The following is a 19,162-nucleotide window of genomic DNA, read 5'->3' as shown; positions in this document are numbered from 1 at the left end:
GGTAGGTCGGATAAGCGCAGCGTCATCCGACGAAGTTATTTAACCTCTCTGCCTTTCAGCAGCTTCCGTACCCAGAACCGATTCGGGTTAATTGCCGCAAGCGTTGTGCTGTCCAGCGGTATCGGCTCGTCGCTCATCTGCGCGGCTAAAACTTCCGCCGCCAGCGGGGCGGAGCACAATCCTCTTGAACCCAGCCCGGCGAGCATAAAGAGATTTTCATAGACCGGCGCGTTCACCGCGTTCTCTTTGCTGTGTACCAGCCCCGCGTAGCTTTCCAGCGTCTGCTCATAGTCCGGCACGCTGCCGATAAGCGGCAAATGGTCGCGGGAGGCGCAGCGAACGCCGCAGCGGGCGTTACCAGCAGAAACATCTACCTCCTGCGGCCAGCCCTGCTCAGGCAGGCAGTTAATAAGCCGCTGGCGATTCTGCCGCTGGTCTTCCTCGTTGTACTGCATATCCTCCACGCCGCGATGGTAGCTCGCCCCGATGCAGTGCTGCTGATTCGCCGGGTTTTGCGGCGTCAGGTAGCCGTCGTAGCACAGAACCTGGCGGAGTGAGGATAGCGCCGGGCCGGTGGGAATATGGCTCACCTGGCCGCCAACCGCAGACACCGGCAGTTTTTCAGCCTGCGAGAAATGGTTAACCTTGTGTCCGTTAGCCAGCACCACGGCGTTATGCTGCCGAGACGGCTGCCCGGCAAACGTCAGCTTCCAGAGCTCGTCAGCTTTAACCAACTCATTCACGTGATGACCAAAATGTACTTTTAGCCCCTGTTTACGGGCAAGCTGAATAGCGCCAGCGGTCAGCTGCGCGGGACAAAGCCAGCCGCCCAGCGGATAGGTGATGCCGCCACAGCCTGTCGCAACGCCGCTAATTTCGGTAACGGTTTGTTCATCAACGGCGCGGGCGATACCTTCTGGGAACTCAAGGCTCAGCATCTGCTCGATTTTATGGCGGCTTCGCTCATCCCAGCCAAGCTGGGTGACGCCGCACCAGTCGCGATCGAACTCAACGGGCAGCGCATCGTAAAGACGGCGGGCGAAGGTGAAGGCCGTGGCGAAAAAGTCCGTCAGCGATGCGTCGTGAGTGCTCAGGAGAGGATAGAGTGCGCCCTGGCGATTGCCGGATGCGCCAAGCGCCGGTTCGTCGTCTTCGCAGTAGAGCGTCACCTCCCAGCCGCGCCGAAGTAATGACAGGGAGAGCAGGGCGCTGGCAATCCCTCCGCCCACTATCGCGACCTCTTTACCCTGGGCGGGCGGACGGTTAAACCACGGCGTCTGTAAGCGGAGAGGAAGTTCCTGCTCCATGGTCCCGGTCAGCATCGTGCGCTTACGCCCGAAGCCTTTGGTTTTGAACATCGTAAAGCCCGCGTCGATAAGCCCCCGGCGCACGAAGCCAGCGCAGGTAAAGGTAGCCAGGGTACCGCCCGGACGAGCCAGCTTCGCCATGGCATTGAACAGCTGGGGCGTCCACATATCCGGGTTTTTCGACGGCGCAAAGCCGTCCAGGAACCAGGCATCTACCTGCTTCGTTAAGGTGTCATCCAGCTGGGGGATAAGATCGTTAATATCCCCAAACCACAGATCGAGCGTGATTCGGCCTCCGGCCAGCAGCAGGCGATGGCAGCCAGAAAAAGGCTGCGGCCAGTTTTTTTGCAGCTCGTGGGCAAATTCAGCCAATTCTGGCCAGTGGCCGTGGGCGGCCTGTAAATCCGCTGCCGTGAGCGGGAATTTTTCGAAACTGATGAAGTGCAGACGCCGCAGCGTGGTATCGGGCTGTTTCTGGCAAAATTCATCGAAGGCCTGCCATAAAGTCAGGAAGTTAAGCCCGGTGCCGAACCCGCTTTCGCCAACCACAAACAGCGGGCGGTCATGCGTGGCAAAGCGCTCTGACAGACGATTTCCCTCAAGAAAGACATAACGAGTTTCTTCCAGTCCATTATCATTAGAGAAGTACACATCGTCGAATTCTCGGGATACAGGTGTACCCTCTTCGTTAAAGCCAAGGCTGGCGGATTGTATAGGGGAGTGTTTCACGTAAGTTACTCGTCTGGCAGGCTGTGAAAGGATCATAACGATGTGTGCGAAGCGGCGCAAATTTCGGGCCGATTTCGCTGATCGGACTTGTTCGGCGTACAAGTGTACGCTATTGTGCCAGTCGAAATCCTAATAGTGCAGTGGAAGAGGTATTGAATGAAACGTGCAGTGATTACTGGCCTGGGCATCGTTTCCAGCATTGGTAATAACCAGCAGGAAGTCCTGGCATCTCTGCGTGAAGGACGCTCAGGGATCACCTTCTCTCAGGAGTTGAAAGACTCCGGCATGCGTAGCCACGTGTGGGGTAACGTCAAGCTGGACACCACCGGTCTCATCGATCGCAAAATTGTGCGTTTCATGAGCGATGCATCCATCTACGCTTACCTGTCCATGGAACAGGCTATTCAGGACGCCGGTCTCAGCGATGAAGCTTATCAGAATAACCCGCGTGTCGGCCTGATTGCAGGTTCCGGCGGCGGCTCCCCTCGCTACCAGGTGTTCGGTGCTGACGCAATGCGTAGCCCGCGCGGCCTGAAAGCGGTAGGGCCTTATGTGGTGACTAAAGCGATGGGCTCCGGCGTTTCTGCCTGCCTCGCAACACCTTTCAAAATTCACGGTGTGAACTACTCCATCAGCTCCGCGTGTGCGACTTCTGCACACTGTATCGGTAACGCTGTTGAGCAGATCCAGCTGGGCAAACAGGACATCGTGTTTGCCGGCGGCGGCGAAGAGCTGTGCTGGGAAATGGCCTGTGAGTTTGACGCCATGGGCGCGCTGTCCACCAAATACAACGAAGACCCAACCAAGGCTTCCCGTACTTATGATGCAGACCGTGACGGTTTTGTTATCGCAGGCGGCGGCGGCATGGTGGTGGTCGAAGAGCTGGAGCACGCTCTGGCACGTGGCGCACACATCTACGCTGAAATCGTTGGCTACGGCGCAACGTCCGACGGCGCAGACATGGTTGCTCCATCAGGCGAAGGCGCAGTGCGCTGCATGAAGATGGCAATGCACGGCGTTGACACCCCGATTGACTACCTGAACACCCACGGGACCTCCACGCCGGTTGGCGATGTGAAAGAACTGGGCGCAATTCGTGAAGTCTTCGGCGATAACTCTCCGTCTATGTCCGCAACCAAAGCGATGACCGGCCACTCTCTGGGTGCCGCAGGCGTACAGGAAGCGATCTACTCTCTGCTGATGCTCGAACACGGCTTTATCGCCCCAAGCATCAACATTGAACAGCTGGACGAGAAGGCCGTTGGCCTGAACATCGTGACCGAAGCGACAGAGAAGAAACTGAATACTGTGATGTCTAACAGCTTCGGCTTCGGTGGCACCAACGCCACGCTGGTGATGCGTAAAATCGACGCATAACAAACGCTTAAGCATGTAAGCGGGGTGCCTCTGGCGCCCCGTTTTTTTGCCTTTACACAAGTTGACGCGCCGGGGGATTAAAGGCACTATGCCGACCTCAACATTATCAAAATGATAATGCGTAAGCGTTTAACGTCATCCAACGCACCTTTAATCTGACCTGTCAGATAGAGAGGCGCGGCGAATTCCCCGCCTTACTCTGCTGTCAATGGAGTAAGCAGCATGTCTGCAACGATTGATTCTCATTTTAAGAAGCCGAAGTCGGCGGATAAATCCCTGTTTAAAATTGCCTTTGCCGTTTTCCTGACCTACATGACAGTCGGCCTGCCGCTGCCCGTCATTCCGCTGTTTGTCCACCATCAGCTGGGCTACGGCAATCTGATGGTGGGCGTCGCCGTGGGTATTCAGTTCCTGGCAACGGTGCTGACGCGCGGTTATGCGGGGCGCCTGGCCGATCAGCAGGGCGCAAAACGCACCGCGCTACAGGGCATGTTTGCCTGCGCGCTGGCGGGCGTAGCCTACCTGCTGGCGGCGCTGCTGCCGGTGGATAACACCATCAAGTTTGGGATACTCGTCGTCGGGCGTCTGATCCTCGGCTTTGGTGAAAGCCAGCTGCTGACCGGCACGCTGACGTGGGGCATGGGGCTGGTCGGTCCGGCGCGTTCCGGCAAGGTGATGTCGTGGAACGGCATGGCTATCTACGGCGCGCTGGCGGCCGGTGCGCCGCTGGGACTGATGCTCAACAGCCAGTGGGGCTTCATCGCGCTGGGCATCTCCACCATCGTTTTACCGCTGCTTGGGTGGCTGTTCAACGGACGCGTGCATGCCGTGCCTGCGCATAAAGGCGATCGCCCGTCGATGCTGACGGTGATTGGGCTTATCTGGAAGCCGGGCCTCGGGCTGGCGCTGCAGGGCGTGGGCTTTGCGGTAATAGGGACTTTTGTTTCGCTCTACTTTGTTTCAAAAGGATGGGCGTGGGCAGGGTTTACGCTGACCGCATTTGGCGGGGCGTTTGTGCTGATGCGCGTGCTGTTCGGCTGGATGCCTGACCGCTTCGGCGGCGTGCGGGTGGCGCTGGTTTCGCTGGTCATTGAAACGGTTGGTTTACTGCTGCTGTGGCAGGCACCGGTCGCCTGGGTTGCGCTGCTGGGCGCGGCGCTAACCGGCAGCGGCTGTTCGCTAATCTTCCCGGCGCTGGGCGTTGAGGTGGTTAAGCGAGTACCGGCCCAGGTTCGCGGCACGGCGCTGGGCGGCTACGCCGCGTTCCAGGATATCTCATACGGTGTTACCGCGCCGCTGACAGGCCTGCTGGCAACCTCATTAGGTTATCCATCGGTGTTCCTGGCCGGCGCGATTTCGGCGGTAGTGGGGATTGTAGTGACGCTGCTCGCATTCCGCAGATAGCCATTGCCGGGTGGCTGTTCGTAGGGTGGATAAGCGCAGCGTCATCCACCAAATGAAGTTGAGCTACACCACCATCCAAATCAGCAGCATCACGATAATCAGCGCGATAAATGCCAGCCCTGGCCGTGCTGAGACAGCCTTAAACGGTTCAATAAACGGCGCGATGAACGGGTTGTAAATCGGCTGGATATCGCGGGTCTCTATTGGCCCAACGTGCTGTTTCTCTGCGCGCTTCAGGAAGACCTGGTTGAGGATGTCCTGCACCTGTGCGGTGGTCAGCACCGCCTGCGGAGTTGCCTGGAAACGCTGCTGGGAATAGTCGGTCATCTCTTTCCACTCGTCTGCTTCCAGCGGCTGTTTTAGCGCCGCCTGAATCGTATGCAAAGTAGGTGAGCTATGCTGACTCAGTGAGATACGTGCCTGAAGCCAGGTGGTCAGTAACGTAAAGTGCCTGGCCGGGATCAGCTCGCCGCTTTTCACGCCGCTTAGCTCCAGCATCGACTGCCAGATCTGCTTGCCGGACTCGCCGGTTGTGGCGGTGAGCTTCGCGACCTGCTGATTCAGAGTGCTGTGCTCGGCGGGCAGCAGTGGACGATCCGTTGCCTGACGTTGCTGCGGCTGGGGAATCGCCAGCTGGTTATTTTGCAGCAGCGTGAGCACGGTTTTTAACTGCTGCGGCGTGAGCTGACTCAGCGCCGTCTGGCCAAACTGCTGGCGGATATAGTCGCTGACGGCCTGGCGGTTATTGCCCTGCGGCAGGAGTTCGCTCAGTTCATGGACTATCTGACGTGTGGCATGCGTTGTCTGCACGCTGGTCAGACGCTGGTTCAGGTTTTGTTCCGCCGCGGGAAAATGGCGCGACAGCAGCGGGGCCTCGTTCTTCAGGCCGAGATCGTGCTTCACGCCAGCCCATAGTTCAGCGCTCTGCTGCTGGCTGAGGGCCACGATACGTGTGATCAGGCGTTCCAGTACGGTACGCTGCACGGAAGAGAGCGGTTGCTCACCAGCAACGGATGGCGCAGGGGCGGGTTCCCCCGGAGGGCGCGGCGTGGCTCCCTGAATAGGCTGCATAGCTTTAGATCCTTATCTCACCTGAAAAACGACAAAACATTACAAGGTAGTTCGTTATGCCCGGAGGCCAGATTATGGCACACTATCGGGCTTAATCTCGACGATTAACAAACAGGTAGCGAACGTGAAAATTCTCGTTGATGAAAATATGCCCTATGCCCGCGAATTGTTTAGTCGCCTGGGCGATGTAACCACCGTGCCGGGCCGTCCCATTCCCGTTTCCGAACTGGCCGATGCTGACGCTTTAATGGTGCGTTCCGTCACCAAAGTGAACGCTGACTTGCTCGACGGAAAATCTGTCAAATTTGTGGGTACCGCCACGGCGGGGACGGATCATGTTGATGATGCGTATCTGGAACGCGCGGGTATCGCTTTCTCTGCGGCACCCGGCTGTAACGCCATTGCCGTAGTGGAGTATGTTTTCTCCTCGCTGCTGATGCTCGCTGAGCGCGACGGTTTTGCCCTGGCTGACCGCACGGTCGGCATTGTGGGCGTGGGCAACGTGGGTTCTCGTTTACAGGCTCGCCTGGAAGCCTATGGCGTACGCACGCTGCTTTGCGATCCCCCTCGCGCTGAGCGTGGCGACGAAGGCAATTTCCAGCCGCTGGACACATTAGTGCGCGAAGCCGACGTGCTGACGTTCCATACGCCCCTGTTTAAAGACGGGCCGTATAAATCTTTGCACCTGGCTGATGAAACGCTGCTTGCTGCCCTTAAGCCGGGCACCATCCTGATCAACGCTTGTCGCGGCCCGGTGGTGGATAACGCAGCGCTGCTGAAATGTCTGCAACGCGGGCAGGATCTCAGCGTGGTGCTGGACGTCTGGGAGCCGGAACCGGAACTGAATGTCGATCTGCTGAATCTCGTGGATATCGGTACGCCGCATATCGCAGGCTACACGCTGGAAGGTAAAGCTCGAGGCACGACTCAGGTGTTTGAAGCCTTCAGCAAGTTTATCGGCAAGCAGCAGCAGGTCGCGCTGGATACGCTGCTCCCGGCACCGGAATTTGGCCGCATAACGCTCCACGGCCCGCTCGATCAAGCCACACTCAAAAGACTGGTTCATCTGGTGTATGATGTGCGCCGCGATGACGCGCCGCTGCGAAAAGTCGCGGCTGTGCCGGGTGAATTCGACAAGCTGCGTAAAAACTATTTAGAGCGCCGCGAATGGTCGTCACTCTTTATTCAGTGTGACGATGAACCTGCGGCACAAACACTGCAAAAACTGGGCTTCAGCGCGGTCTTTCACACCGCTCGTTAAGCCAATTCTTTTGTCCCACCGGCCATCTCCGGTGGGATGCTGTTTTATAAGTCTGGAGTAAACCAACATGTCTGAAGGCTGGAATATTGCCGTTTTAGGTGCCACGGGTGCCGTTGGCGCAGCTGTTTTTGAGCTGCTCGCTGAACGCCAGTTCCCGGTTAGTGAGCTGTATGCCCTGGCCCGTAGCGAAAGCGCCGGGGAAAATCTGCGTTTTGAAGGTAAAACGGTAATGGTGCAGGACGTCGCCGAGTTTGACTGGACTCAGGTGCAACTTGCCTTCTTCGTCGCAGGCGCTGAAGCTTCCGCGCAGTATGTTGATGAAGCAACCAACGCGGGCTGCCTGGTGATTGACTCCAGCGGCCTGTTCGCCCTCGAACCGGATGTGCCGCTGGTGGTGCCGGACGTGAACCCGTTCGTGCTTGATGAATACCGTAATCGTAATCTTGTGGCGGTTGCAGACAGCCTGACCAGCCAGCTGCTGACAGCGTTAAAACCGCTGATCGAACAGGGTGGTTTGTCACGTATCCAGGTAACTAACCTGCTGGCCGCTTCCGCACGTGGAAAAGTTGCCGTTGACGCTTTGGCGGGACAGAGCGCGCGCCTGCTAAACGGTTTGCCAATTGAAGAGAACGATCTGTTTGGCCGCCAGCTGGCGTTCAACATGCTGCCGCTGGTGCCGGATGCGGAAGGCAGCGTTCGCGAAGAGCGCCGCCTGGTGAATGAAGTTCGCAAAATTCTTCAGGATGAGAACCTGCCGATCTCCGTCAGCTACGTGCAGGCTCCTATCTTCTACGGGCATGCGCAAATGGTGAATTTTGAAGCCATGCGTCCGCTGGCCGCAGAAGAAGCACGCGATGCGTTTGGCCAGGTTGCCGACCTGGAGCTGTCCGAAGAGGGCGACTATCCGACTCAGGTTTCTGATGCTTCCGGCAGTGCGCATCTCTCCATTGGCTGCGTACACAACGACTACGGCATGCCTGAGCAGATCCAGTTCTGGTCCGTTGCGGACAACGTTCGCTTTGGCGGCGCGCTGATGGCGGTGAAAACGGCTGAAAAATTAGTGCAGGAGTACATGTACTAATGTCCGGCGAGTTGGTTGAAAGCCCGAAGCGCAAGATTGCGCTCGGTATTGAGTACGACGGCAGTAAATATTACGGCTGGCAGCGCCAGAACGAAGTGCGCAGCGTGCAGGAGAAGCTGGAAAAGGCGCTGACAAAAGTCGCCAACGAGCCGATCAACGTGTTCTGCGCCGGACGCACCGACGCGGGCGTACACGCTACAGGTCAGGTTGTGCACTTCGAAACGACCATGGACAGGAAAGATGCGGCCTGGACGCTGGGCGTAAATGCGAATTTGCCTGGAGACATCGCGGTGCGTTGGGTTAAAGCTGTGCCCGACGATTTTCACGCCCGATTCAGCGCCACGGCGCGCCGCTACCGTTATGTTATTTATAACGAGCGGCTGCGCCCGGCGGTGATGGGGCAGGGGGTGACGCATTTTTATCACCCCCTTGACGCCGACCTGATGCATCGTGCTGCGCAGTGCCTGCTGGGCGAGAACGATTTTACCTCGTTCCGCGCGGTGCAGTGCCAGTCACGCACTCCGTGGCGCAACCTGATGCACATCACCGTCACCCGCTATGGCTCTTACGTGGTGGTGGATATCAAGGCCAACGCCTTTGTGCATCATATGGTGCGTAACATTGTCGGCAGTCTGATGGAGATCGGCTGCGGTAACCAGGCTGAAAACTGGATGGCAGAGCTACTGGTGGCGAAAGATCGTAAGCTCGCTGCGGCCACCGGCAAAGCGGAAGGGCTATACCTGGTGTCGGTAGATTATCCAGAACATTTTGCGTTACCTACTCCCCGGATGGGGCCTCTGTTTTTAGCGGACTGATGCAGTCATAGCAGTCGTAAAGGTAAGTCACGATGGAATTTATCCACTTTATTATTGATTTTATTCTGCATATTGATGTGCATCTGGCTGAGCTGGTCGCAGAGTATGGCGTCTGGGTATACGCGATACTTTTCCTCATCCTGTTCTGCGAAACGGGGCTGGTGGTCACGCCGTTCCTGCCGGGCGATTCGCTTCTGTTTGTTGCCGGTGCGCTGGCCGCGCTGCCAACCAACGATCTGAATGTCCATGTGATGGTGATGTTAATGGTGATTGCTGCCATTGTTGGCGACGCCGTAAACTACACTATTGGTCGGCTGTTTGGCGAAAAGCTGTTCAGCAACCCTGACTCGAAGATCTTCCGCCGCAGCTATCTCGATAAAACTCACGCTTTTTACGAGCGTCACGGCGGAAAAACGATTATCCTCGCGCGCTTCGTTCCAATTGTGCGAACCTTCGCACCGTTCGTCGCGGGGATGGGACACATGTCCTATCGCCACTTTGCGATGTATAACGTTGTTGGAGCGCTGCTGTGGGTGCTGCTGTTTACCTACGCGGGCTACCTGTTCGGTGATTTGCCGATTGTGCAGGAAAACCTTAAGTTGCTGATTGTGGCGATTATCGTGCTGTCGGTACTGCCGGGCGTCATCGAAATTATCCGCCACAAACGCGCCGCCGCACGGCTGCAAAAATAACTCCGTACAGCGGTTCGACCACTTTTTTGTCCAAAGTCGCGGGCCGTTATGTTTTAATGAGCACCATTTATGGTCTGGGGCAGCGTTAGCGCCACAGAAAAACTGGCATCGACCAGGTTCAAGCAGAAAGGTCATCAATGAGCTGGATTGAACGAATTCTCAAGAGTAATAACATCACCCCCACCCGTAAGGCGAGCATCCCTGAAGGTGTGTGGACGAAATGCGACAGCTGCGGCCAGGTCCTGTACCGCGCCGAGCTGGAACGCAATCTGGAAGTCTGCCCGAAGTGCGATCACCACATGCGTATGGCGGCGCGCGAGCGTCTGCACAGTCTGTTAGACGAAGACTCCATGGTGGAGCTGGGCAGCGAACTTGAGCCGAAAGACGTGCTGAAGTTCAAAGACTCGAAAAAGTATAAGGATCGTCTGGCAAGCGCCCAGAAAGAGACCGGCGAGAAAGACGCGCTGGTGGTCATGAAGGGTACCCTGCACGGGATGCCTGTTGTCGCGGCGGCCTTTGAATTTGCTTTCATGGGCGGTTCTATGGGTTCTGTTGTGGGGGCTCGTTTTGTCCGTGCCGTTGAACAGGCGCTGGAAGATAACTGCCCGATGATCTGTTTCTCCGCCTCCGGCGGTGCTCGTATGCAGGAAGCGCTGATGTCGCTGATGCAGATGGCAAAAACCAGCGCTGCGCTGGCGAAGATGCAGGAGCGCGGTCTGCCGTACATCTCTGTGCTGACTGACCCGACCATGGGCGGCGTCTCCGCAAGCTTTGCAATGCTGGGTGACCTGAACATCGCCGAGCCAAAAGCGCTGATCGGCTTTGCCGGGCCTCGCGTTATTGAGCAGACCGTGCGTGAAAAACTGCCGCCGGGCTTCCAGCGCAGTGAATTCCTGATCGAAAAGGGCGCCATCGACATGATCGTCCGTCGTCCGGAGCTGCGCCTGAAGCTGGCGCGCGTGCTGGCTAAATTTATGAATCTGCCGGCACCAAACCCGGAAGCGCCGCGTGAACCTATTGTGGTTCCGCCAGCGCCGGAACAAGGTCAAGAGGCCTGATAGTCAATAAAGGCAGGGCCGCTCGCGGAACTGCCTTTTTTCTTGAACCGAAGCGTGGGCATCATGGAAAAACATCACACTCCTCAAGCCACGTCGCCTCTGGCCACGTGGCTTTGCTATCTTGAAAATCTCCACTCCACGGCCATTGAGCTGGGCCTTGCCCGCGTTCAGAAAGTGGCGGCGGCGCTCGACGTACTGAAACCGGCCCCCACCATCTTTACCGTCGCCGGCACCAACGGCAAAGGCACCACCTGCCGGACGCTGGAAATGGTGTTGATGGCTGCGGGCTACAGCGTAGGTGTTTACAGCTCGCCTCATCTGGTGCGCTATACCGAGCGCGTGCGTATTCAGAATGAAGAGCTGGACGAGGCATACCACACGGCGGCGTTTGCCGAAATAGAAGCCGCGCGCGGCGAAACTTCACTGACCTACTTCGAATACAGCACGCTGTCGGCGCTGTTGCTGTTCAAACAGCTAAACGTGGACGTGGTGATCCTTGAAGTTGGTCTGGGGGGGCGTCTGGATGCCACCAATATTGTTGATGCTGATGTGGCCGTAGTGACCAGTATTGCGCTTGATCATACCGACTGGCTCGGGCCGGATCGTGAAAGTATTGGGCGCGAAAAGGCCGGCGTCTTCCGTGGCGAAAAACCGGCCATTGTTGGTGAGCCGGATATGCCACAAAGTATTGCTGATGTCGCGGTGGAGAAGGGGGCGCAGCTGTTGCGTCGCGGTGTGGACTGGTCATATAGCGTGGAAGCGGAAAGCTGGAGCTTTAAGGACGGCAAGGGTGAACTTACTGATTTGCCGCTGCCGCTGGTGCCACAGCCCAATGCGGCAACCGCACTTGCAGCCCTGCGGGCCAGCTGGCTGGACGTTAGCGAAACGGCGATTCGCCAGGGGTTAAAAGAGGCCACGTTACCGGGGCGCTTCCAGATTATCTCCCAGTCCCCACGTGTGATTCTGGACGTTGCGCATAACCCTCATGCAGCCGCTTACCTGGCAGAGCGTCTGACACAGCTGCCAAAACAGGGGCGTGTACTGGCGGTAATCGGCATGTTGCACGATAAAGACATCGCGGGCACGCTGGCGTGTTTGGCGGGTCAGGTCGATAGCTGGTATTGTGCACCACTGGAAGGGCCACGCGGCGCGACCGCAGAACAGCTGGTGGAACATCTTCAGGCGGGCGCAGTCTATGACAGCGTGGCTGAAGCCTGGCAGGCAGCAATGGCCACTGCCGGGGCAGATGACACCGTGCTGGTGTGTGGGTCGTTCCACACGGTAGCCCACGTAATGGAAGCGCTGGAAGCGGGGAGAAAAGGTGGCGAGTAAGTTTCAAAACCGATTAGTCGGGACCATTATTCTGGTCGCAATGGGAGTGATTATTCTTCCGGGCCTGCTCGACGGGCAGAAAAAACATTATCAGGATGAGTTTGCTGCCATCCCTCTGGTGCCAAAACCAGGGGACACGGACGAGCCGGACATGCTGCCTGCAGCGACCCAGGCACTGCCTTCGCAGCCGCCGGAAGGGGCCGCAGAAGAGGTCAGGGCGGGTAACGCTTTTGCCCCAGGGCTTGAGACGGCGACGCTACCGGGTGAAGCTGGTGCGGATATTGACGAAGTGCCCGTCACCCGTGAGAAACCACCGCAGCCAAAACCCGTAGCTGAAAAGCCAAAGCCTAAGCCACAAAGCAAGCCGGCGGTCGATCAAACCGAAGAGCGGCTGTCGATGGGCAGTGAGCAACCGCCGAAGACAGACAAACCAGCTAAACAGGACGACCAGCCAGCGGCACCGACCGGCAAAGCCTATGTCGTGCAGCTTGGTGCGCTCAAAAATGCCGACAAAGTGAATGAAATCGTTGGTAAACTGCGTAGCGCCGGATTCCGGGTTTACACCTCTCCGTCAACGCCTGTGGCGGGTAAAATTACCCGTATTCTGGTCGGGCCGGATGCGTCGAAAGACAAGCTGAAGTCCTCGCTTGGCGAGCTGAATTCGATCTCCGGGCTGAAAGGCGTGGTGATGAACTACTCGGTTCGTTAAGCACGCCGTGAACGAGCCTGGTGGTGGATGGCGCTGGCGCTTATCCACCCTACGATACGGGCTCAAACGGGCGGCTGCGAGGCAAAACTCCAATGGCGTTGATGACTTTTTCAACGCCATTATTTATTTACGCGGGGGAAGGAAATCCCTACGCAAACGTTTTCTTTTTCTGTTAGAATGCGCCCCGAACTGGACGACAGGGCCATTTGACGCGAGATTTGCGCATGGTATGGATTGATTACGCCATTATTGCTGTTATCGGCTTTTCGGCTCTGATTAGTGTGATTCGTGGCTTCGTCCGCGAAGCGTTATCGCTGGTGACATGGGGGGTAGCCTTCTTTGTTGCCAGTCACTACTACACTTACCTTTCGGTCTGGTTCACTGGCTTTGAAGACGAACTGGTACGTAATGGGATTGCTATCGCGATACTGTTTATCGCGACGCTCATCGTCGGCGCGATTGTCAATTATGTGATTGGCGCGCTGGTAGAGAAAACCGGCCTGTCGGGTACAGACAGGGTGTTGGGGATCTGTTTTGGCGCTCTGCGTGGTGCCCTGATTGTCGCCGCCATTCTGTTTTTTCTTGATACCTTCACCGGCTTTTCAAAGAGCGAAGACTGGCAAAAGTCGCAGCTTATCCCACAATTCAGTTTCATCATCAGATGGTTCTTTGACTATCTGCAAAGCTCGTCAAGTTTCTTGCCCCGGCCATAAGGTGGGGGGTGTGGCTTAATGAGGAAAAGACAACATGTGCGGTATTGTCGGTATCGCCGGTTTTATGCCGGTCAACCAGTCGATTTATGACGCGTTAACGGTGCTTCAGCACCGTGGCCAGGATGCCGCAGGCATCGTCACCATTGATGCTTTAAACTGCTTCCGTCTGCGTAAAGCGAACGGCCTGGTGAGTGATGTATTTGAAGCCCGCCACATGCAACGTATGCAGGGCAACATGGGTATTGGCCATGTCCGCTATCCGACCGCTGGCAGCTCCAGCGCCTCCGAAGCACAGCCGTTCTATGTTAACTCCCCGTACGGTATTACTCTGGCGCACAACGGTAATCTGACCAACGCCCACGAACTGCGCAAAAAGCTGTTCGAAGAGAAACGCCGTCACATTAACACCACCTCAGATTCTGAAATTCTGCTCAATATCTTTGCCAGCGAGCTGGATAACTTCCGTAATTATCCGCTGGAAGCCGATAACATTTTTGCTGCCGTGGCGGCGACGAACCGTCAGATCCGCGGCGCCTACGCCTGTGTGGCAATGATTATCGGCCACGGCATGGTCGCGTTTCGCGATCCAAACGGCATCCGTCCGCTGGTGATGGGCAAACGCGAACTGGGCGACGGGCGCACCGAATATATGGTTGCTTCCGAGAGCGTGGCGCTTGATACCCTCGGCTTCGAGTTCCTGCGTGATATTGCCCCGGGCGAAGCGGTGTATATCACCGAAAAGGGCCAGCTGTTTACCCGCCAGTGTGCGGATAATCCCACCAGCAACCCGTGCCTGTTCGAGTACGTTTATTTTGCGCGTCCGGACTCTTTCATCGATAAAATCTCCGTCTACAGCGCTCGCGTTGAGATGGGGAAAAAACTCGGTGAAAAAATTGCCCGCGAATGGGAAGACCTGGATATCGACGTGGTGATTCCGATCCCGGAAACCTCCTGCGATATCGCGCTGGAAATCGCCCGTATTCTCGACAAGCCGTATCGCCAGGGCTTCGTGAAAAACCGCTACGTTGGCCGCACGTTTATCATGCCAGGCCAGCACCTGCGTCGTAAGTCGGTGCGTCGTAAACTGAACGCTAACCGCGCTGAGTTCCGCGATAAGAACGTGCTGCTGGTGGATGACTCTATCGTGCGTGGGACGACCTCCGAGCAAATTATCGAGATGGCTCGCGAAGCGGGTGCGAAGAAGGTCTATCTGGCCTCTGCGGCACCGGAAATTCGTTTCCCGAACGTTTACGGTATCGATATGCCAAGCGCCAACGAGCTGATTGCCCATGGTCGTGAAGTCGATGAAATCCGCCAGATAATCGGCGCGGACGGACTTATCTTCCAGGATCTGAACGATCTGATTGAAGCGGTGCGCGTGGAAAATCCGGACATCACCCAGTTTGAGTGCTCCGTTTTCAACGGCGTGTACGTCACCAAAGACGTTGACCAGCAATACCTTGAGTATCTCGAATCCTTACGTAATGACGACTCGAAAGCGCTGCTGCGTCAGAACGAAGTGGAAAACTTAGAGATGCACAACGAAGGGTGATTCTAATTGAGCCGGGGATACCCGGCTCAACAAGACTGATCAGTTCGGTATTATTATTTTTCTCTCACCGTTGACCATCAGTGTCACACTGCTTCCTTTGACACCGCTATCCGCCACAATGGAGTATTCTGTCACTTTGCCACTGACCCATTGGCAGCTTACTGTATAGCCACCTCGAGCCCTAAGCCCGGTAAAGTAACCTTTGGCTCGCCAGTTTTCAGGTAAGGCTGGGAGTAATTCAATGACGCCTTGATGGCTCTGAAGCAGCATTTCACTCACCGCAGCTGTTATTCCGTAGTTGCCGTCAATCTGGAAAGGAGGATGGTTGGCAAAAAGGTTACTCAGCAGGTTATATGATAATAGCCCCTGAAGCATAATCAGTGCTCGATCACCCTCCTTCAATCTTGCGAATAGCGCTGTGCGCCATGGCCATGTCCATGAACGACGGCTATCACCGACGACAGTGGCTGCGGTGAAAGGTTGTCCGTCCTTTTCACTACAGCGAGCTTTTAGGGATACCAGTGCAGCATCTGCAAAGGCTTTATTTGTGTCAGGTGAAATTTGGCGTCCAGGATAAACAGCAAAGAGATGCGATGTATGGCGATGCGTATCGTTAACACTGTCTCTGTCTTCCTGCCATTCCTGGAGTTGACTCCAGGACCCTATGAGGTTTGGAGCTAATGAGCTTTGCAAACTTCTCACGGTGTCTTGGTAGGCTGAATCAAGGTTCAGGCAATTTTCAGCATCGATGTAATTCTGGAATAAATCCCAAATTATTTGCTGATCGTACATAACCCCATCCTCAACAGGTCCGTGTTCAGGAGACCAACCGTTTGGTGAGACAAGTTTACCGTCAGCTCTTCGTTTTAGTCGTTTTTCCCAGAATTGGCATACCTCTTTGATTATGGGATAGGCGGTTTCTGCCAACCAGGTTTTATCCTGAGTGAAGGCAAAGTGCTCCCACAGATGTTGCATATACCAGGCGCTCGCAACCATGTTCCAGTCCCAGGCATTGCCGCCAAAAATATTCTGTGATGTTCTTGCCGTCCAGCCTGGTTGGCTGGCGCCAAACTGTTTCTGTGTCGCCTGGCGACAGGGCTCGAGATTGTTAACGACGAAATCAATTAACGGTTGATGACACTCGGAGAGATTCGTGACTTCAGCAAGCCAATAGTTCATCTGTATATTGATATTGTTGTGATAATCACTTGCCCAGGCAGGCGTATTAGAGTTATTCCATAATCCCTGCAAATTTGCTGGTAATCCATCTGGGCGGGAGGCACTGATGAGCAAATAACGACCAAAGTTGAAGAGGGTTTGTTCAAGTGTTGGATCGGCTTTTGTTACCCCGTAAAGAGATAATCTTTTTTCGGTCGGTAAAGCGATGAGTGCTTCGTCACTTGTACCCCAGGCAACTGAAACTCGCGCCATCAATGACGAGAATTGTTTTATATGCTGACTCTTTAATGCGTCATAACTCAAGGCCTCGGCTTTAAGTATGTTAGCTTCCATAATAGCCTGGGGATTATGTTGACTGCGCCACCCTTTAGTATAGTCAGCAAGATAGTTTGTTCTGGCATCGACAAAGAGTGTTATTGCATCGCAATCCGTAAAAAGCAATTGATTATTTTCGGAGCGAGTTTCACCACCCTCACACGCTGCATAAATGCCAGCAGCGTACAATAATCCATTTTCCAGACTACCAGAAAATAGTAGCCAGTTTGGCTGGGGCGTACTGGTTTTTGCTGTTTGTCCCGAAGTTAAAGATATTTTTCCATTAAACAGACCTTTTGTGTTAGCGGTATAGCGCAAAATAATAATATCGTCAGCGCTGCTGGCAAAACTTTCTCGCTTGACCTGGCTCGAACCAATTCCGAAGTAAGTGCTGTGAATGCCGCTATCCATATCAATCTGGCGGCAATATTCTGAAATGGGAATTGCGGATGAAACCAGATCCCAATTGTCATTTATCAGATTAATTCCGCTGACCTGGAAGTGAGTTGCATTTTGAGGATTAGAAAACGTCAAACGGAAATAAAACCATTGCTTTTTATTATCGATAGCAAAAGTTTTGGTTTGATAACGATGTTCAAATGAAGCGTTCAATAATTGGGTATCCAGGGTTTCCCAATTGTCACCGTCGACGGATGCACTTAACACCCATTGGCGTGGATCTCGTTCGGGTCTGTCATTGGCACTGGTTAATTCATAGCTTGTTAATGCTGTGGCTGCTTGCAAATGGACCTGCCAGACAACAGGGGTATTTGATGTTTCCACACACCATTTGGTTTTATCATTGTTATCGCAGGTTTGATTGATGGTCTCCCCAAACGTAGTTGTGCCTTGTGCATGCCCACTCGGCGAAGTAAGCCAGGCTATGCTTTTGTTGGTCAACGGCGTATCGCTTAGCGATATTTCTCCTATCTGGAAATGTGTTACGCCTGATATAGGGATAAATGTCAGACGATAGTAGAGCCAGGAAAGATTGTTTGTAAAACTAAAAACTTTACTCATATAACGGGATTCAAATGGTGCTGATAAATTTTGTCGGTCCAGTTCCGTCCACGTTACTCCATCATTTGAACCGCTTAACACCCATTGACGTGGATCCCGCTCTGGGCAATCATTTGCGCTGGTTAATGTATAGGAGTTAATACATTTCATTTCAGGTAATTTGACTTGCCAAATAACTGAGTCGGCAGGGTTGGCAATACACCATTTGGTTCTTATGTTATTGTCAATAGATTGGGCTACCCCCTCGCTACTGGACATGCTACCATGCGGATTGATATATTTCACTTCTGGACTGTTAGAGAAGTTAACTTCAATATCTCCAAAGTTTTTATAAGATCCGAATTGAGAACCTGAAGTGTCATACGTCGGACTATCAAAATTGTTCTTTCCTGACCATAGGCTATTTTCATTAAATTGTACTCTATCGATAAATGGATCCGAAAAAAGCATGGCACCCAAACGTCCATTACCAATGGGGTAAGCCTCAGATTCCCATGACAGAGCTGATTTATTATTCCATATTAACGTGTTTTTCGGGTCTGATGTGTTTGAATTAAACATTGTTAACCTCAGTTAAGTTAATTGTTGAAATAGTAATGTTGCATATTTAAATGAATGGAAGAGAATAAACTACACGATGGGGCGTTTTGTTGTGAACGCTTTTTTGGACATTTATATTTAATGGTGAATGGTTTATGGATATTATATTTTGCTGATAAATTAATTTATATCATTTATATCATTTATATCATTTATATCATTTATATCATTTATATCATTCCTGTCATTTCTATCATTTATGTAGAAGTTGACGACGAGCAAGACATGCGGCAAAGTCAGCCCAAATGAACTTGATGGGCAAACGCATGAAACGGTTAATTGTTGGAATTTCAGGTGCCAGCGGCGCAATCTACGGAGTGCGACTGCTTCAGGTGCTGCAACAGATACCTGAGGTGGAAACCCATCTCATCATGAGCAACGCTGCCCGCCAGACCCTCACTTTAGAAACGGATTTATCCCTGCGCGACGTTCAGGCGCTGGCCGATGTCGTTCATGATGCGCGTGATATCGCCGCAAACATCTCCTCAGGCTCTTTTAAGACTCAAGGCATGGTTGTCCTGCCTTGCTCGATCAAAACGCTTTCAGGCATCGTTCACAGCTATACAGACGGTCTGCTGACGCGCGCCGCCGACGTAGTCCTCAAAGAGCGCCGTCCGCTGGTGCTGTGCGTCCGTGAAACCCCTCTGCACCTTGGGCATCTTCGCTTAATGACCCAGGCCGCTGAACTGGGCGCGATGATCATGCCGCCGGTGCCCGCGTTCTACCACCGCCCGCAGACGCTGGATGACGTTATCAATCAGACGGTCAACCGCGTTATCGATCAGTTTGACATCGAGCTGCCCGAGGATCTCTTCCAGCGCTGGCAGGGAGCCTGATTCACTGCACCAGCGCGGTGCATCACAAAATCGCCTGCATCAATGTGGGGCGATTTTGTAACCCCGATCGCTTTTCTGCAATTTAGTCCGCCGTTTACTCCGTAAACGTTT

The 19,162-nt window shown here is 54.4% G+C and carries 15 protein-coding genes; 12 read left to right on the top strand and 3 right to left on the bottom strand.

Translation table 11 applies throughout. The features are described 5' to 3' along the window. Positions 1-35: 35 nt before the first annotated feature. A complete protein-coding gene (gene mnmC, locus HYQ67_RS08150) occupies positions 36-2,036 on the bottom strand; it encodes a bifunctional tRNA (5-methylaminomethyl-2-thiouridine)(34)-methyltransferase MnmC2/FAD-dependent 5-carboxymethylaminomethyl-2-thiouridine(34) oxidoreductase MnmC1 (protein ID WP_202303177.1) in 2,001 nt (666 codons plus the stop codon). A gap of 156 nt (positions 2,037-2,192) precedes the next feature. On the opposite strand from mnmC, the gene fabB reads away from it, so the two are divergent. Continuing rightward, on the top strand, positions 2,193-3,413 hold the full coding sequence (gene fabB, locus HYQ67_RS08145) for a beta-ketoacyl-ACP synthase I (protein WP_202303174.1): 1,221 nt from the start codon (positions 2,193-2,195) through the stop codon (positions 3,411-3,413). 222 nt (positions 3,414-3,635) lie between these two features. Beyond that, entirely contained in the window at positions 3,636-4,817 is a 1,182-nt protein-coding gene (locus tag HYQ67_RS08140; RefSeq protein WP_202303172.1) for an MFS transporter, read from the top strand. Between the two features lie 63 nt (positions 4,818-4,880). Here the strand turns inward: HYQ67_RS08140 and flk are convergent, their stop codons facing one another. Continuing rightward, a complete protein-coding gene (gene flk, locus HYQ67_RS08135; RefSeq protein ID WP_202303170.1) occupies positions 4,881-5,888 on the bottom strand; it encodes a flagella biosynthesis regulator Flk in 1,008 nt (335 codons plus the stop codon). A gap of 124 nt (positions 5,889-6,012) precedes the next feature. Here flk and pdxB point away from each other — a divergent pair, with 124 nt between their 5' ends. The 9 genes from pdxB (at position 6,013) to purF (ending at position 15,101) form a co-directional block, all read left to right on the top strand. Next, entirely contained in the window at positions 6,013-7,149 is a 1,137-nt protein-coding gene (gene pdxB, locus HYQ67_RS08130) for a 4-phosphoerythronate dehydrogenase PdxB (protein ID WP_202303168.1), read from the top strand. Between the two features lie 67 nt (positions 7,150-7,216). Next, positions 7,217-8,230, top strand: coding sequence for an aspartate-semialdehyde dehydrogenase (locus HYQ67_RS08125; protein WP_202303167.1), 1,014 nt, complete (start codon positions 7,217-7,219; stop codon positions 8,228-8,230). Next, the gene (gene truA, locus HYQ67_RS08120) at positions 8,230-9,045 is read left to right on the top strand and encodes a tRNA pseudouridine(38-40) synthase TruA (RefSeq protein ID WP_202303165.1); all 816 of its coding nucleotides are present in this window, start codon (positions 8,230-8,232) and stop codon (positions 9,043-9,045) included. Before HYQ67_RS08125 ends, truA begins: the two co-directional genes overlap by 1 nt. Positions 9,046-9,077: 32 nt before the next feature. Continuing rightward, positions 9,078-9,737, top strand: a complete 660-nt coding sequence (locus HYQ67_RS08115) for a DedA family protein (RefSeq protein ID WP_202303163.1) — start codon at positions 9,078-9,080, stop codon at positions 9,735-9,737. A gap of 137 nt (positions 9,738-9,874) precedes the next feature. Further along, positions 9,875-10,795 carry an acetyl-CoA carboxylase, carboxyltransferase subunit beta gene (accD, locus tag HYQ67_RS08110; protein ID WP_202303161.1) on the top strand — a complete coding sequence of 307 codons (921 nt, stop codon included), beginning with the start codon at positions 9,875-9,877 and terminating at the stop codon, positions 10,793-10,795. 63 nt (positions 10,796-10,858) lie between these two features. Beyond that, positions 10,859-12,127: a bifunctional tetrahydrofolate synthase/dihydrofolate synthase gene (gene folC / locus HYQ67_RS08105; RefSeq protein WP_202303159.1), complete on the top strand. Its 1,269-nt coding sequence runs from the start codon at positions 10,859-10,861 to the stop codon at positions 12,125-12,127. Beyond that, positions 12,117-12,836 carry a cell division protein DedD gene (dedD, locus tag HYQ67_RS08100; RefSeq protein WP_202303157.1) on the top strand — a complete coding sequence of 240 codons (720 nt, stop codon included), beginning with the start codon at positions 12,117-12,119 and terminating at the stop codon, positions 12,834-12,836. Before folC ends, dedD begins: the two co-directional genes overlap by 11 nt. A 224-nt stretch (positions 12,837-13,060) precedes the next feature. Continuing rightward, a complete protein-coding gene (cvpA, locus tag HYQ67_RS08095; RefSeq protein ID WP_202303154.1) occupies positions 13,061-13,549 on the top strand; it encodes a colicin V production protein in 489 nt (162 codons plus the stop codon). A gap of 34 nt (positions 13,550-13,583) precedes the next feature. Next, positions 13,584-15,101 carry an amidophosphoribosyltransferase gene (gene purF, locus HYQ67_RS08090; protein WP_202303152.1) on the top strand — a complete coding sequence of 506 codons (1,518 nt, stop codon included), beginning with the start codon at positions 13,584-13,586 and terminating at the stop codon, positions 15,099-15,101. Positions 15,102-15,140: 39 nt separating this feature from the next. Here the strand turns inward: purF and HYQ67_RS08085 are convergent, their stop codons facing one another. Beyond that, on the bottom strand, positions 15,141-18,176 hold the full coding sequence (locus HYQ67_RS08085; protein ID WP_202303150.1) for a glycosyl hydrolase family 95 catalytic domain-containing protein: 3,036 nt from the start codon (positions 18,174-18,176) through the stop codon (positions 15,141-15,143). 305 nt (positions 18,177-18,481) lie between these two features. Here HYQ67_RS08085 and HYQ67_RS08080 point away from each other — a divergent pair, with 305 nt between their 5' ends. Next, positions 18,482-19,051, top strand: coding sequence for a UbiX family flavin prenyltransferase (locus tag HYQ67_RS08080; protein WP_202303147.1), 570 nt, complete (start codon positions 18,482-18,484; stop codon positions 19,049-19,051). The last annotated feature ends 111 nt before the right edge of the window (positions 19,052-19,162 follow it).

Origin of the sequence: Dryocola clanedunensis subsp. sulfonylureivorans, assembly GCF_016756775.1 — a bacterium.
Taxonomy (GTDB): Bacteria; Pseudomonadota; Gammaproteobacteria; order Enterobacterales; family Enterobacteriaceae; genus Dryocola; species Dryocola clanedunensis.
The sequence above is the reverse complement of the archived record's forward strand: the minus strand, read 5'-3'. Positions and strand labels throughout refer to the sequence as shown.